The organism is Neisseria sp. P0006.S009 (assembly GCF_051962915.1).
Taxonomy (GTDB): domain Bacteria; phylum Pseudomonadota; class Gammaproteobacteria; order Burkholderiales; family Neisseriaceae; genus Neisseria; species Neisseria subflava_E.
In genome coordinates this window covers 73016-88227 of record NZ_JBQCUV010000002.1, presented here as the reverse complement: position 1 = coordinate 88227, position 15212 = coordinate 73016, and the positions used below count along the sequence as shown (strand labels likewise).

Genomic DNA, 15212 nt, shown 5'->3' with positions numbered 1-15212 from the left:
GGCCCGTCAGATACAGGCCGTCTGAAATCCATAAAGCACATTTACTATCAAACATTATGTCTTCACTCGTCCTTAAACTCAAACAGACCCAGCAGCTCAACCAGCGGCTGCAGCAGTCTTTGCGCATCTTGCAGATGTCGGGTCTTGAGCTTGAGCGCGAAGTGGAAGACTGGTTGTCAGACAATCCTCTGCTTGAGCGTCCGGAAACCGATGAGTTTGCCGATAGCGGGCTCAACCGTGCGGTAACCATGCCGCGCGCAGGTCAGCAGTTGAGTGGCGACGATGCCGAAGATATTTGGAGCAACATCGCCGAAGAAGAGGATTTCAAACACTATCTGCATGCCCAAGTGTGCGAGCATCCGCTTTCGCAAGTGGAAGCAGCCTATGTTCACGTCTTGATTGATTTTTTGGACGAACAAGGCTACCTCACCGACAGTCTCGAAGAAATCATCGACCACACGCCGTTAGAATGGATGCTGGACGAAGAGGCCCTGCAAAACGCGCTGGATGTATTGCAAACCTTTGAGCCGCCCGGCGTGGCGGCGGCCGACTTGACCGAGTCGCTCATGCTGCAGCTGATGCGTTTGCCGGCTTCTCCGGCTAGACAAATGGCCGCGCATTTGGTGCAAAGTTCGCTTCAAGAGTTAGGCAAAAACCGCAAACAAAACGTTCTGCGTTTCCGCAAACTCTATCCAGATACCGATAGCGAAACCATAGAAGCTGCGCTCGATATGATTGCCGAGCTCAATCCCTATCCGGCCTACGGCTTCGCCTCTGCCACGCCCACGCCTTATATTCAGCCTGACGTTTGGGTCAAAGAGGGCAAGGATGGCTGGGAAGTCATCAGCAACGAGGCGGCTTGGCCGAAGCTGCAGCTCAATCAGGAGTATTGCGACCTGATGAAGGCGGCGGAAGAGGGGGCACCGGAGTGGAAGGAAAAAATCAACGAAGCCAAGCAGCGCATTGATTCTTTGGAGCTGCGTAAAAGTACGGTCCTCCGCCTTGCCGAGTATATCGTCAAAAATCAGGAAGATTTTTTTATCTTCGGAGAAATCGGCCTGTCGCCCATGCTGATGAAAGATGCCGCCGCCGAATTGGGTTTGGCGGAAAGCACCATTTCGCGCGCCGCCAACCAGAAATATTTGTCTTGCCCGCGCGGCCTGTTTGCGTTACGCTATTTCTTCACACAGGCAGTTAATGCCGATGATGATGGCGAAGGGTTCAGCCAAGGCGCAATCAAAGCCGTATTGAGCCAGCTGATTGAAAGTGAAGACAGCAGCAAACCCTATTCGGACGAGACCCTCGTCAAATTATTAAAACAACGCGGCATTGAAATCGCCAGACGTACAGTTGCAAAATATAGAGAATCATTAGACATACCACCGGCACACAAACGAAAATTTACCGAGTAGATATATTCCGATCCGTTTTGACGGACTAATCAACCGAAGGAGCTGTATCATGAATCTGAAAATCACCGGTCTGAATTTTGATGTTACCGAAGCCATCAAAAACTACGTTTCCGACAAGTTGGCACGAATCAGTCGCCACGCCGACAACATCATTTCCGTGACCATCACGCTCTCGGTGGAAAAAGTCAGCCAGAAAGCCGAAGCCGATGTCCATCTGGCAGGTAAAGATTTGCACGTTGAAGCGATTGAACAGGATATGTACGCCGCGATTGATGTTTTGATGGACAAGCTCGACCGCGCTGTTTTGAAACATAAAGAAAAAAGCGGCGATGTCCGTAGTACTGTCAAACCTGCTGCCGAATAAAGCTTTTGTATGATAAGGCCGTCTGAACATTCAGACGGCCTTTTGTTTTACTAGAAGTTTTAGACTGGCAATCTAGTTACTCTCTTTTTCGCCATTCCACGGTGCCACTTTAAACAGCAGCAACATGCCCGGTATGCCCAAAGCGAAACACAGCCAGTAGAAATTGAAGTAACCCATCGCTTCAATCAGATAGCCTGCCGAAGCATTGATAAATGTACGTGGAACGGCTGACAGGCTGGTAAAGAGGGCTAATTGTGTGGCCGTAAATGCAGGATTGGTTTCACGAGCCATATAGGCAACAAACGCCGCTGTACCCAGACCTACGCCTGCTGCTTCTGCACCAATTACAGCTGCAAGCATCATTTGCTCTGTCAGTGTGATGGTTTCAAACTTGCCAAAATTTGCCAACCAGGCAAAGCCTAGAATAGTAACCCATTGCGCCACGCCGAAAATCCACAAAGCTCTATTGATACCGAGCTTTATCATCCAAATACCGCCTACAATACCGGCAATGACAGCAGGCCATAAACCGGCATTTTTGGCAATGAGGCCGATGTCGGTTTTGCTGAATCCCATGTCCAGATAAAAAGGTGTAGCCAAAGAAGTGGCCATGCTGTCGCCCAGTTTGTAGAGAAAGATAAACAGCAATACCAATATGGCCTGTTTGATTCCTTTGCGGGAGAAGAACTCACTGAAAGGGTCAGAGACTGTTTGGGCAAATGTACGCGACACAGATGGTGGAATGTCAGGCTCTTTAGCTAAAAACAGGGTCATCAGCAGACCGGGCAGCATAAATAGTGCAGTAATGATGAATACGTTGTGCCAAGGCATCAAGTCGGCCAAAATCAAGCTGAGCGAACCAGGTACCAAAGCGGCAATACGGTAGGCATTGACGTGGATAGAGTTGCCTAAGCCTAATTCTTCATCTGACAAAATTTCGCGGCGAAATGCATCCAATACAATATCTTGACTGGCAGAGAAAAAGGCGACCACCAACGATAAGCCCATAATTACATATAAATGCTGAGCAGGATTTAGGAAGGCGTAAATGAGCAAGGTCAGCAGTAAACCAATTTGCGTAACCAGCATCCAACCGCGTCGCCGTCCTAAAAAAGGTAATCTGACCAAATCAATGACGGGAGACCAGATAAATTTCCAAGTGAAAGGCAGCCCGATAAGTGCCATCAGGCCGATGGTTTTCAAATCAACATGTTCGCTGCGCAACCATGCCGGAATCAGGTTGATCAGAAAATAAAGCGGCAACCCCGAAGTGAAGCCTGTAAAGATACAAATCAGCATTTTGCGCGAAAAAATCTTGCGCCAAGTGCTGGGTTGGGGTGCGGTTGTCATAGTGGAATCAATAAAAAAGAAAAGGGATATTGTAGCAAAGATGGGGGATATGGCGAATGAACTTCTGCTATCTTTATTGAATAATAAAAGGCCGTCTGAAACTTTAACAAATTAAGTTTCAGACGGCCTTTTGTTGGAACAAGTTGATCAGGTTTTGAAATGTCCGTAAGACAGGCAGAGATGTTTGTTTTACGGATATTTTCATTTTCAGACGGCCTTCGATGCTGCGTTGCAGTTGCGGTAGAAGGCAATCAGACCGTTGGTGGAGCTGTCGTGTGCCGGCGTGCCGCGTTCGAGTTCGGGTTCGATGGTTTTGGCCAGCTCTTTACCGTATTCCACGCCCCATTGGTCGAAGGGGTTGATACGCCAAATCACGCCCTGAACGAAGGTGCGATGTTCGTAGGCGGCCATCAGCATGCCGAGGTTGAAAGGCGTCAGGCTGTCGATGAGCAGGCTGTTACTCGGACGGTTGCCGGGGAATTCTTTTTGCGGCGCAAGGCGGTCGCGTTCGTCTTGGGGCAGGGCGGCCAATTCGATTTGCACTTCGTCTAAGGTCTTGCCTTTCATCAGCGCTTCGGCTTGGGCGAAAGCATTGGCAACGGTAAAGCGGTGTTGACGGTGGTTGCCGTAGATTGTGGTCATGGGGACGATGAAATCAACGGGAATCAGACGCGTGCCTTGGTGCAGAAGCTGGAAGTAGGCATGTTGGCAGTTGACGCCTTCATCACCAAAGACAATGCCGCCGGTGGTGCAGGAAACGGGTTGGCCGTCTGAAGTACGCTGTTTGCCGAGGCTTTCCATATCGAGCTGGTTGAGCCACGGGGTAAAGAGGCGCATGTTGTGGCTGTATGGGACAACGGTTTGGCCGTCTGAATGTTGGAAGTTGTTGTACCAAACGTTGATGAGCGCCATCAGGACGGGAATGTTGTGGCGGAATGGCGTTTCGAAGAAATGGGTATCCATCGCGTGTGCGCCGGCCAGCATTTTGCGGAACGCTTTTTCGCCGACGGCAACCATCAGCGGCAGGCCGATGGGCGACCAGACGGAATAGCGGCCGCCGACCCAGTCGGACATGGCGAAAACTTTGTCGGGGGAGATGCCGAAGTTTTGGGCTGCGGCCACATCGGCGGAAATGGCGCAGAAGTGGCGGTAGATGCCGGAATCAGGCAAACCTGCATCGCGGTACCAAGTACGCGCAGCGTAGGCATTGAGCAGGGTTTCCGGTGTGCGGAACGATTTGCTGGCAATGCTGAATACGGTGGTTTCGGGGTTGAGGCCGAGAAGGGTTTGGGTCAGGTCGGCATCATCGGAGTTGCTGACAAAGTGGACGCGGATGTTTTGCCAATAAGGTTGCAGCGCCTGTGTGGCCATACGCGGGCCTAAATCGGAGCCGCCGATACCGATGTGAACCAAATCGGTAATGGGTTTGCCGGTAATGCCTGCGTGGGTGCCGTCTAAAAGTTGGCGTGCGAATTCGAGGGTGCGGTTGAGTTCGTGATGAACTTTGGACACGATGTTTTCGCCGTCGACGTAAACAGGTTTGGCATTGGCAGGCAGGCGCAGGGCAGTGTGGAGGACGGCGCGGTGCTCGCTGGTGTTGATTTTTTCACCGCTGCTCATGGCCTGCATATATTGTGGCAAATCGGCTGCTTCGGCCAGTTGACACAATAAATCCAGGGTGTTTTCATCTAGACGGTTTTTGCTGTAATCAAATAACAAGCCGTGCAGAATTTCGTGCATATTGTTGAAACGTTCGGCATCTGCGGCGAAGCGTTCGCGCAGGGTAACGTGTTGAGTATCGGCATGATGGGCTTCCAAGGCTTGCCATGCATCTGAGTATGCGGACATCTCGTTTCCTTAGTATGTAACGGTAAACAAGCAGGGTATCTATTTTCTGCTTTTTGTAGTTGTTTGTAGTTTAACAAATTTGGACAACTTTTGGGAGATGGTAGGGTCGGTTTTATTTAAGAAATGTATGCAAAATGCAATAGAAACGGTTGATTATCATCAAGTTTCTGTAAAAAAGGGGGTATGACACCGATGTCTGCTGTGTTATCCTATGTAACATTATTGAAATCCTGTCGGGGCGGGTTCGTAAGATGGCTACAATTTATGATGTCGCTGCTTATGCCGGGGTATCTCCCAAGACGGTCAGCCGAGTGATTAACGGCGATGCGCCGGTCAGTGATAAAACCCGTTTCAAAGTAGAAACAGCGATTGCTGCTTTGGGCTATATCCCGTCTTCTGCGGCGCGGATTATGCGGTCACACCGTTCCGGATTGGTCGGTTTGATTACCGGCGCTATTTCGCGGACAGGCGAGAATACGGGCGGACACGGTATACCGGATATGTTCTTGATTAAGGGCATTCAGCAGCAGATTCGCGCACAAGGCAAGATTTTGATGATTGCCGACATCGACAACAAGCCGGGGCAGCCCGGTCAGATGGAGCCGCTGATCCGTACCTTTATGGAGCATCGTGCTGAGGGGATTTTATATGTGGCAGGTTTCCATCAGGAAGTATTGCTGCCGGAAGTGCCCAACCGTTGCCCGATGGTGTTGGTCAACTGTTTTGATTTGGCAGGTACGCCGTCGGTTTTGCCGGACGACGAAGCAGGGCAGTATGGCTTGGTGCGCCGGATTATCCAAAGCGGGCACAAACGGATTGCTTATGTAACTTTGCAGCCGGGCGTGGAAGCGACGAGATTGAGATTGGCCGGATACCGCCGTGCTTTGGCTGATGCGGATATTGTCTTCGATCCTGATTTGGTGCAAACTGGTTATCCTGACTTCAGCAATGACAGCGGATCTTTGATTTCGGCTATTTTGAAACTGTTGTCTTTGCCGCTTCCGCCGACGGTAATTTGCTGTGGTAACGATGAAATGGCAGTACGCGTGTACGGGATTTTGAGGACGCGCGGCGTGCGGGTTCCCGAGCAAGTTTCGGTTGCCGGCTATGATAATCACAGCGCGATTGCGGAGACGCTGTTTCCGCCGTTGACCAGCACCGAGCTGCCGTATCTGCGTATGGGTGCGATGGCGGCGGATTTGCTGTTTCGACATATTGAACACCCGGCCGGTGCGGTTCAGCCAGTCAAGGTCGTTGGGGAAACCATCTGGCGTCAGTCTGTGATTAATAAATAGTTTCAGACGGCCTGAAAATAATAAGCTTTAAACAACACAAACACACATCAAAATAAGATTCATGTAAACGGTCAAAATAAAGGCCGTCTGAAAACGGAGTTGCTTCAGTAAAAAGGGCAGCCCAAATACAATAAAAGCGTCATACCGCTGAAATTGGAGTTTGTTGTTTCCATAGTTTATTACCCAGGAGTAGCCTTCCTATGAAAATCTCCCCACAAGTGGCGATGACACTTCGCCAGATTATGCTGATGAACTTCGGTTTCTTCGGTATTCAATATAGCTTCGGGTTGCAGCAAACTGCGATTAATCCGATTTTCAGCTTTCTTCATGCCGACCCGAGCCAGTTGCCGATTTTGAATATGGCAGGTCCGATTACCGGTTTGCTGGTGCAGCCGATGATTGGTGCGATGAGTGACCGCACTTGGGTGCCGGGATTAGGTCGCCGCCGCCCGTATTTCTTGATTGGCGCCATCGGTTGCAGCCTCTGTCTCTTTATCTATCCGCACGTTACCGCATTATGGGTGGCTGTATTGCTGCTGTGGCTCTTGGACATCAGCAACAACACGGCAATGGAACCTTTCCGTGCCTTTATTGCCGATACCGTTCCTGAACACCAGCAATCCACCGGTTTCTTGATGCAGTCCGTGTTTACCGGTTTGGGTATTACCCTGGCCAACGTTTCCCTCTACATCTTCCAACAAATCGGCTGGTTGCAACAAACCTCCGAAGCGGGCATTCCGTATTGGGTATTCGGTTCGTTTTATATTGGTGCGGTCTGCTCCATCGGTTCGGTTTTGGTTACCGTTTTATCAACGGCCGAACGCGAGCCCAGCCCTGAAGAAATGGCGGCCATTAAAGCCCAGCCGAGCGGTCCGGCCCATGCTGTTAAAGATATTGTCGTTGCCGTGCGCGAAATGCCGACTGCCCTGTGGCAACTGGCCTTGGTGTATCTCTTCCAATGGTACGCGCTCTTCATCTACTGGCAATATATTTCCCACAGTATCGTCCAATCCGTCTGGGATTCGACCGTTGAAAATACCGAAGCGTATAGCCAAGCGGTTGCATGGACCGGCCTGGTAAACGGTTTTTACAACGTGGTAACCTTTATCTCCGCTTTCGGCCTGATGTGGATGGCGCGCAAATACGCCGCCAAATATGTTCACGCCTTTGCCGTAACCCTTGCCGCGCTGGCATTGCTTACCATTCCGCACATCGGTAATAAATACCTGATGTTTGCGCCGATGATTGGTTTCGGTGTCGGTTGGGCAAGTATGATGGGCGTGCCGTTTATGATTGTGGTCGGCTCTATCCCTAAAGAACGTTACGGCGTGTACATGGGTATTGTGAACATGATGATTGTGATTCCAATGCTGATTGAAACCGTATCTTTCGGCTGGGTGTACAGAACTTTCTTGGGTTCAAACCCTGCCAACGCGATGACTTTTGCCGGTGTTTCCCTGGCCATTGCCGCAGCGGTGACCTTAACCATTAAAACTGCGGCCAAACCGGCTACTGCAGAATAACGAAGTTTTGATTTAAAACCAAAATGAAAAGGCCGTCTGAAACATGAAATGGTTTCAGACGGCCTTTTTGGCAGAAACGGATTCCATTTGCTGACCTGATTCGGCAAGCCTTATTGTCGTTGCACTACCGTTCATCACTCAAATTGGCTATGACTACCGATTTTGCTTTACAATATCCTCCTTTAATTTATTTCGTTTTACCATCCTGATGACAGAACACATTTCCGCTCCAAGCCCATCTCCTATCGGCGAAGACTACCTGCTGTTAGGTCAATACGCCGAACGCGCCTATCTCGAATACGCCATGAGCGTGGTCAAAGGCCGCGCGCTGCCTGAAGTTTCAGACGGCCAAAAGCCTGTACAACGGCGTATTTTGTTTGCCATGCGCGATATGGGTTTGACGGCGGGGGCGAAGCCGGTGAAATCGGCGCGCGTGGTCGGCGAAATTTTGGGTAAATACCACCCGCACGGCGACAGTTCCGCCTATGAAGCGATGGTGCGAATGGCGCAGGATTTTACCTTGCGCTATCCCTTAATCGACGGCATCGGCAACTTCGGTTCGCGCGACGGCGACGGAGCGGCGGCGATGCGTTACACCGAAGCGCGACTGACGCCGATTGCGGAATTGCTGTTGTCCGAAATCAATCAGGGGACGGTAGATTTTGTGCCGAACTACGACGGCGCGTTTGACGAGCCGCTGCACCTGCCCGCCCGTTTGCCTATGGTGTTGCTCAACGGCGCGTCGGGCATTGCGGTGGGCATGGCGACCGAAATTCCGTCGCACAATTTGAACGAAGTCACGCAGGCGGCGATTGCGCTGTTAAAAAAACCGTCGCTGGAAACCGCCGACCTGATGCAATATATCCCTGCGCCCGACTTTGCCGGCGGCGGTCAAATCATTACGCCGGCGGATGAATTGCGCCGGATTTACGAAACCGGTAAAGGCAGTGTGCGCGTGCGTGCACGTTACGAAATTGAGAAGCTGGCGCGCGGGCAATGGCGCGTGATTGTGACCGAGCTGCCGCCGAACGCCAACTCCGCCAAAATCCTTGCCGAAATTGAAGAGCAGACCAACCCGAAACCGAAAGCGGGTAAAAAGCAGCTGAACCAAGACCAGCTCAACACCAAAAAGCTGATGCTGGATTTAATCGACCGCGTGCGCGACGAGTCAGATGGCGAACATCCCGTGCGACTGGTGTTCGAGCCGAAATCCAGCCGCATCGATACGGATACCTTCATCAACACGCTGATGGCGCAAACTTCGCTGGAAGGCAATGTGTCCATGAACTTGGTGATGATGGGTTTGGACAACCGCCCTGCGCAGAAAAATCTGAAAACGATTTTGCAGGAATGGCTGGATTTCCGCGTCGTGACCGTAACACGCCGTCTGAAATTCCGTTTGAACCAAGTGGAAAAACGGCTGCACATCCTTGAAGGCCGTCTGAAAGTCTTTCTGCACATTGACGAAGTGATTAAAGTCATCCGCGAGTCAGACGACCCGAAAACCGATTTGATGGCAGCGTTCGGGCTGACCGAAATCCAAGCCGAAGACATTTTGGAAATCCGCCTGCGCCAGTTGGCGCGTTTGGAAGGTTTCAAACTCGAAAAAGAATTGAACGAGTTGCGCGAAGAACAAGGACGTCTGAATATCCTTTTGGGCGACGAAAACGAAAAACGCAAGCTGATTATCAAAGAGATGCAGGCGGACATGAAGCAGTTCGGCGACGCACGCCGCACACTGGTGGAAGAGGCTGGACGCGCCGTGTTGACTCAAACCACCGCCGACGAACCCATCACGCTGATTTTGTCGGAAAAAGGCTGGATACGCAGCCGCGCCGGACACAACCTTGATTTGAGCCAAACCGCGTTCAAAGAAGGCGACCGCCTCAAACAAACCCTCGAAGGCCGCACTGTTTTACCCGTCGTCATCCTGGATTCATTGGGCAGAACCTACACGCTCGATGCCGCCGAAATCCCCGGCGGACGCGGCGACGGCGTGCCGGTTTCATCCTTAATCGAGCTGCAAAACGGTGCAAAACCCGTCGCCATGCTCACCGGTCAGCCCGAACAGCATTACTTGCTTTCAGGCAGCGGCGGCTACGGTTTTATCACCAAGTTGGCCGATATGGTCGGGCGAGTGAAAGCGGGTAAAGTGGTCATGACCGTGGACAGCGACGAAACCGTCCTGCCGCCAGTTGCCGTCTATGCTTCTTCGCTGATCAATCCCGACTGCAAAGTCGTACTGGCCAGCAGCGACCACCGTCTCTTGGCGTTTTCCATCGGCGAACTCAAAGTCATGCCTAAAGGCCGCGGTTTGCAGCTGATGTCGTTGGCTGAGGGTGCATCTTTGGAACACATTATGGTGACGACCTCTCCTGAGTTTACCGTTGTATCGGTCGGCCGACGCGGCGCCGAGCATCAGGAAAAACTGCGGATTGCCGATATTGACGGTAAACGCGGTAAAAAAGGCAAGGTATTGGAAATATCAGGCCGTCTGAAAAGTTTGTCCTGAAACAAGAACAAATATATTCAAATAAATTAAATTTACTACGACATTGCATGAAAATAAAAAAGGTTCACTTATGAACAGAGCCAATCTTCAAGAGCTGGGTAATCTGAGGGAGCGAATTCCCGGCGTCATCAACATTGCCCGAATAGCCATCGTCTTACCGCTTTTGGTTTTGCACGCTTTCGGCAGCTACACAGGCGGCAACCTGATTGGCGTTTCGTTGCCGGACGTTGAGTTTTATATCTGGGTAACGCTGTATTTCTTCCTGATTATGCTTTCCGTGTTCCGTCCGGGCTGGCAGTGGCAGTCTTTGGATTTGCCCAATGCCAGTGCCGTGGTCGACATCACCATGATGATGGTTTTGGTGTATATCTCCGGCGGTACGGCTTCCGGTTTCGGGATTTTGGTTTTGCCGTTTGTGGCCACGTCGTGTCTACTCAGTTATGGCCACTATCCTATGCTGTATGCAGGCTATACGGCAATGTTGTTTATTTTGAACCTGTTTTTAGACGGCAGTATGCGTTTCGATTCGTTTAATTGGGACGCGAAATCAATGGCGAATTCTTTAATGCTGATCGGCGCCAGCTATCTGGTGGCGATGCTGACCTCGTTTGCCGCCCGTTATCTCGAACAGGCCACAGAGTCCGCCAGCCGCCATCAACTGGCCTACCGCCGTATCAGCGGTTTGAACCATTTGGTTTTGAACCGAGTACAGGAAGCGGTTGTGGTGATTGATGCGACCCAACGCGTGTGGCTGTTTAACAAACAGGCAAAAATCTATTTTCCCAGCCTGATTATCGATCAGCAGGAAATCGTGTTCGGCGAACTGGTGGCCCGCTGGCAGCGCCAACCCGACAAACCTTTTGAAACCGATATCCATATTTTCCAACACGCCATGCACGTCCGAGCCGTTCCGCTGATTCAGGAGCAAACCGAGCTGCTGATGCTGTACGTCCGCTCATTGCGTGAAGTGGCTGCAGAGGCCATGTCCACCAAACTGACTTCGCTCGGACAGTTGACTGCCAACCTTGCCCACGAAATCCGCAACCCGATGTCCGCCATCCGTCATGCCAGCGATTTGTTGCAAGAGGGCGATGAGGCAGACCCGCTCAAGGCCAAGCTCTACAACATCATCGACAGCAATATCCAACGCATCGACAAGATGTTGGAAGACGTATCCCTGCTTAACAAACGAGACAACATCAGCCGCCAGCCGATTAATCTGATGAAATTCTGGTTGGAGTTCAAGCAGGAATTTACCTTGAACAATCCCGATGCCATCGGCTGTCTGCGCATGAATATGGACGGTAACAACCTGACCGTATTGGTTGACCCCGTGCATTTGCAGCAAGTGATGTGGAACTTGTGCAACAACGCTTGGCGACACAGCCGTCAAGATGAAAACGCTATCACCGTCCTTATCCGCCCTAGTGGCAGGATGCATATTTCCATCGTCGTGGCGGACAACGGCAAAGGCGTGCCGCCCGATGTACGAAATCATCTGTTCGAGCCGTTTTACACCACCGAAAAACAAGGTACCGGCTTGGGGCTTTACGTCGCACGCGAGTTGGCACACGCCAATATGGGGCAGCTGCATTATCACCCTGAAATGAACGGGTTTGAACTGATTTTACCGAAGGAGCAAGCGCAGGATGAATAAATTGCAAGAGCCGGTTTTGGTTGTCGATGACGAGGCAGACATCCGCGACCTGATGGAAATGACCCTGATGAAAATGGGTCTGCGCGTCGATACTGCGGCTGGTGTTGAAGAAGCCAAAGACAAGCTGGACAACAACGATTATTCGCTGGTGTTGACTGATATGCGTATGCCCGACGGCTCCGGCCTAGAGGTTGTTCAATACATTGATGAACTGATGCTCGATACGCCCGTCGCCGTGATTACGGCCTTCGGCAATGCCGACCAAGCCGTTGAAGCCTTGAAAGCAGGGGCGTTTGATTATCTGCAAAAACCGATTACGCTGTCGCAGTTGCGTTCATTGGTTAAATCGGCAGTGTCGGTTTCAGACAATACTGCCGAACCCACGCCGTCTGAAAAAGTCAAATCGCAGCCTGCGCCTGTTTCTGCCGCCCTGTATAAACCCGAACCTCAGCCGGCCAAGCCTGTCGTTACGCCGCCTAAGAGCGTACAGAGCGAATTTAACCGGCCTTTGACTGTTCCGGAAGGGCTCAATTCCTTAAAAGAGCGTTTTTCGGCCGGCAGCATCAATCCTGCTCTGCAACAAGATGCACCTATATTGGAAGGCGAGGACGATATGCCGCGCCTGTTGGGTACTTCGCCGCAAATGGTCGAAGTGCGCCACCTGATTCGCAGATTGGCCCACAGCCTTGTTCCTGTTTATATCTCCGGCGAGTCCGGTACAGGTAAAGAGCAGGCGGCGCGCACGATTCACGAGCTGTCCGACCGTGCCGACAAACCGTTTATTGCCGTCAACTGCGGTGCTATTCCTGAAAACCTGATGGAAAGCGAATTTTTCGGTTACAAAAAAGGCAGCTTTACCGGCGCGGATCAAGACCGTTTAGGTTTTTTCCAACACGCTGACGGCGGCACTTTGTTTCTTGACGAAGTTGCCGATCTGCCGCTTGCCATGCAGGTCAAACTCCTGCGTGCCATTCAAGAAAAAGCCGTGCGCCGTATCGGCGATGCGCGGGAAACCTTTGTGGATGTGCGCATTATTTGTGCAACCCACAAAAACCTCGAAGCTTTGGTCGAAAGCGGCGCATTCCGTCAGGACTTGTATTACCGCCTCAACGTAGTCTCCCTGCACATGCCGCCTTTGCGCGAAATGCGCGAAGACTTGGGCGCGCTGATTCTGTATCTGCTGTATAAACACCGTCACGGCAATCAAACCTACAAACTCAGCCCGAAAGCCCAAGAAGCCCTGTTGCATTACAGCTATCCCGGCAACTTCCGCGAGTTGGAGAATATCCTCGAACGCGCAGTTGCACTGACGGTCGGCCAAGTGATACAAGTGGACGACTTGCAGATTCAAAACGCCCCACAGGTTAAGGCTGAACGCAGCGGCTTCTCTTTTGACGATATTGCCGAACCTGACGCGCGCGAAACTACGCTCAATCATAGCCCCATTCCACCGTTTGATCCGCGTACCATGCAGATACAGGATTACCTCGACCAAGTGGAACGCAGCATCATCGAGCAGGCTTTGCAGCAAACCCGTTACAACCGTACCCAAGCCGCCAAGCTTTTGGGCATCAGCTTCCGCTCTATGCGCTACCGCATGGAACGCTTGGACATCAATTAAAACGTTCAGACGGCCTGAGTTTTCAAGGCCGTCTGAAACATGGGCATCATGTACAAGATTTATTTTGACGAAACCGCATCTGCCGAACTTCGCAGCCTTGCCGAGCCGTTCGGGCTGACCGTTATCGACCGGCAGCCTGAAGAAGACAGTTTCCTTATCGCTGACGAAAGCGGCATCAGCTTGTGCCGCGCAGGTGAAAAAGGCCGTGTCCGCGTTGATTTTGATGGCGGTGCCGCCCATTACCGGCGTACTAAAGGCGGAGGTGAGTTGATTGCCAAAGCCGTCAACCATACTGCGCAACCGACTGTCTGGGACGCTACCGGTGGACTGGGACGCGACAGCTTCGTGCTTGCCTCGTTGGGCTTGAATGTACAAACTTTTGAACAAAATCCTGCTGTTGCCTGTCTACTTTCAGACGGCCTCAACAGGGCAGGACAAAGTGAAGAGACACGGGAGATTGCCCAGCGAATTACTTTGCACTTCGGCAATGCCGTTGATTTAATGCAGAAATTGGCCGCGCAAAAAGGCAGACCCGATGTGGTGTACCTCGACCCGATGTACCCGGAACGCCGCAAAACCGCCGCCGTGAAAAAAGAAATGGCCTATTTCCACGACTTGGTCGGCGCGGCACAAGACGAAGCCGAGTTGTTGGACGCAGCGTTGAATACCGCCAAAAAGCGCATTGTCGTCAAACGCCCGCGCTTGGGCGAATTTCTTGACGGGCGCAAACCTGCTTATCAATACACAGGCAAAAGCACGCGTTTTGACGTTTACCTTCCGACAAGGCCGTCTGAAGACTAGAAGCAAATTTGCAACATATCAAAAGAAACCGCCGACGTTATCAGCGCGGCGGCAAAGTGTGCTATAAATACCTTTTCCCAAACTTCATTGGAGCAAACAATCATGAAATTAGTATTCATCCGTCACGGACAAAGCGAATGGAACGCGAAAAACCTTTTCACCGGCTGGCGCGACGTCAAGCTGAGCGAGCAAGGTTTGGCAGAAGCCACAGCAGCAGGTAAAAAGCTGAAAGAAAAAGGCTATGAATTCGACATCGCCTTTACCTCCGTTCTGACCCGTGCCATCAAAACCTGTAACATTGTTTTGGAAGAATCCGACCAACTGTTTGTTCCACAAATCAAATCATGGCGTTTGAACGAGCGCCACTACGGTCAGCTGCAAGGTATGGATAAAAAACAAACCGCAGAAAAATACGGCGACGAGCAAGTCCACATTTGGCGCCGCAGCTACGACACCCTGCCTCCTCTGCTTGATCCTAAAGACCCTCACTCCGCCCACAACGACCGCCGCTATGCCAACCTGCCTAGCGATGTTATTCCTGATGGTGAAAACCTCAAAGTTACCCTCGAGCGCGTCCTGCCTTTCTGGGAAGACCAAATCGCTCCGGCCATCTTGAGCGGCAAACGTGTATTGGTTGCGGCACACGGCAACTCCCTGCGTGCGTTGGCTAAACACATCGAAGGCATTTCCGACGAAGACATCATGGGCTTGGAAATCCCAACAGGTCAGCCGTTGGTGTACAAATTGGATGAAAACCTGAAAGTGATTGAAAAATTCTACCTGTAAGGTAAAGGAAAAAAAGGATGTGTTGGACACGTCCTTTTTTTAT

The 15212-nt window shown here is 51.4% G+C and carries 11 protein-coding genes; 9 read left to right on the top strand and 2 right to left on the bottom strand.

Translation table 11 applies throughout. The features are described from left to right. The first annotated feature begins 56 nt into the window (after positions 1–56). Positions 57–1412 (top strand): RNA polymerase factor sigma-54, encoded by a 1356-nt coding sequence (rpoN, locus tag ACTHTK_RS04195; protein ID WP_107723721.1) that lies wholly within the window; start codon positions 57–59, stop codon positions 1410–1412. A 49-nt stretch (positions 1413–1461) separates the two neighbouring features. After that, positions 1462–1776, top strand: coding sequence for a ribosome hibernation-promoting factor, HPF/YfiA family (gene hpf / locus ACTHTK_RS04190; protein ID WP_004518850.1), 315 nt, complete (start codon positions 1462–1464; stop codon positions 1774–1776). 72 nt (positions 1777–1848) lie between these two features. Here hpf and ACTHTK_RS04185 read toward each other — a convergent pair whose 3' ends face one another. Together ACTHTK_RS04185 and pgi are read right to left on the bottom strand one after the other, a co-directional pair. After that, positions 1849–3126, bottom strand: coding sequence for an AmpG family muropeptide MFS transporter (locus ACTHTK_RS04185; protein ID WP_234394597.1), 1278 nt, complete (start codon positions 3124–3126; stop codon positions 1849–1851). 207 nt (positions 3127–3333) lie between these two features. Next, positions 3334–4974, bottom strand: coding sequence for a glucose-6-phosphate isomerase (gene pgi, locus ACTHTK_RS04180; protein ID WP_107723720.1), 1641 nt, complete (start codon positions 4972–4974; stop codon positions 3334–3336). A gap of 251 nt (positions 4975–5225) precedes the next feature. Here pgi and ACTHTK_RS04175 point away from each other — a divergent pair, with 251 nt between their 5' ends. The 7 genes from ACTHTK_RS04175 (at position 5226) to ACTHTK_RS04145 (ending at position 15169) form a co-directional block, all read left to right on the top strand. After that, positions 5226–6269 carry a LacI family DNA-binding transcriptional regulator gene (locus tag ACTHTK_RS04175; protein WP_107723719.1) on the top strand — a complete coding sequence of 348 codons (1044 nt, stop codon included), beginning with the start codon at positions 5226–5228 and terminating at the stop codon, positions 6267–6269. Positions 6270–6469: 200 nt separating this feature from the next. Beyond that, positions 6470–7792, top strand: a complete 1323-nt coding sequence (locus ACTHTK_RS04170; RefSeq protein ID WP_107723718.1) for an MFS transporter — start codon at positions 6470–6472, stop codon at positions 7790–7792. A gap of 208 nt (positions 7793–8000) precedes the next feature. Beyond that, positions 8001–10304: a DNA topoisomerase IV subunit A gene (gene parC / locus ACTHTK_RS04165; protein ID WP_107723717.1), complete on the top strand. Its 2304-nt coding sequence runs from the start codon at positions 8001–8003 to the stop codon at positions 10302–10304. 70 nt (positions 10305–10374) lie between these two features. Further along, positions 10375–11961 (top strand): two-component system sensor histidine kinase NtrB, encoded by a 1587-nt coding sequence (locus tag ACTHTK_RS04160; protein WP_107696726.1) that lies wholly within the window; start codon positions 10375–10377, stop codon positions 11959–11961. Further along, complete coding sequence (locus ACTHTK_RS04155; RefSeq protein WP_063069330.1) at positions 11954–13582, top strand: sigma-54-dependent transcriptional regulator; 1629 nt, start codon at positions 11954–11956, stop codon at positions 13580–13582. Before ACTHTK_RS04160 ends, ACTHTK_RS04155 begins: the two co-directional genes overlap by 8 nt. A gap of 48 nt (positions 13583–13630) precedes the next feature. Next, on the top strand, positions 13631–14383 hold the full coding sequence (locus ACTHTK_RS04150; protein ID WP_063069366.1) for a class I SAM-dependent methyltransferase: 753 nt from the start codon (positions 13631–13633) through the stop codon (positions 14381–14383). 102 nt (positions 14384–14485) lie between these two features. Next, positions 14486–15169 (top strand): 2,3-diphosphoglycerate-dependent phosphoglycerate mutase, encoded by a 684-nt coding sequence (locus ACTHTK_RS04145; protein ID WP_107723713.1) that lies wholly within the window; start codon positions 14486–14488, stop codon positions 15167–15169. Positions 15170–15212: the final 43 nt, after the last annotated feature.

Coding starts and splice junctions, on each gene's coding strand:
- ACTHTK_RS04155 (WP_063069330.1), top strand. CDS start 11,954: ATGAATAAATTGCAAGAGCCGGTTTTGGTTGTCGATGACGAGGCAGAC.
- ACTHTK_RS04175 (WP_107723719.1), top strand. CDS start 5,226: ATGGCTACAATTTATGATGTCGCTGCTTATGCCGGGGTATCTCCCAAG.
- pgi (WP_107723720.1), bottom strand. CDS start 4,974: ATGTCCGCATACTCAGATGCATGGCAAGCCTTGGAAGCCCATCATGCC.
- parC (WP_107723717.1), top strand. CDS start 8,001: ATGACAGAACACATTTCCGCTCCAAGCCCATCTCCTATCGGCGAAGAC.
- ACTHTK_RS04145 (WP_107723713.1), top strand. CDS start 14,486: ATGAAATTAGTATTCATCCGTCACGGACAAAGCGAATGGAACGCGAAA.
- ACTHTK_RS04185 (WP_234394597.1), bottom strand. CDS start 3,126: ATGACAACCGCACCCCAACCCAGCACTTGGCGCAAGATTTTTTCGCGC.
- ACTHTK_RS04160 (WP_107696726.1), top strand. CDS start 10,375: ATGAACAGAGCCAATCTTCAAGAGCTGGGTAATCTGAGGGAGCGAATT.
- hpf (WP_004518850.1), top strand. CDS start 1,462: ATGAATCTGAAAATCACCGGTCTGAATTTTGATGTTACCGAAGCCATC.
- ACTHTK_RS04150 (WP_063069366.1), top strand. CDS start 13,631: ATGTACAAGATTTATTTTGACGAAACCGCATCTGCCGAACTTCGCAGC.
- rpoN (WP_107723721.1), top strand. CDS start 57: ATGTCTTCACTCGTCCTTAAACTCAAACAGACCCAGCAGCTCAACCAG.
- ACTHTK_RS04170 (WP_107723718.1), top strand. CDS start 6,470: ATGAAAATCTCCCCACAAGTGGCGATGACACTTCGCCAGATTATGCTG.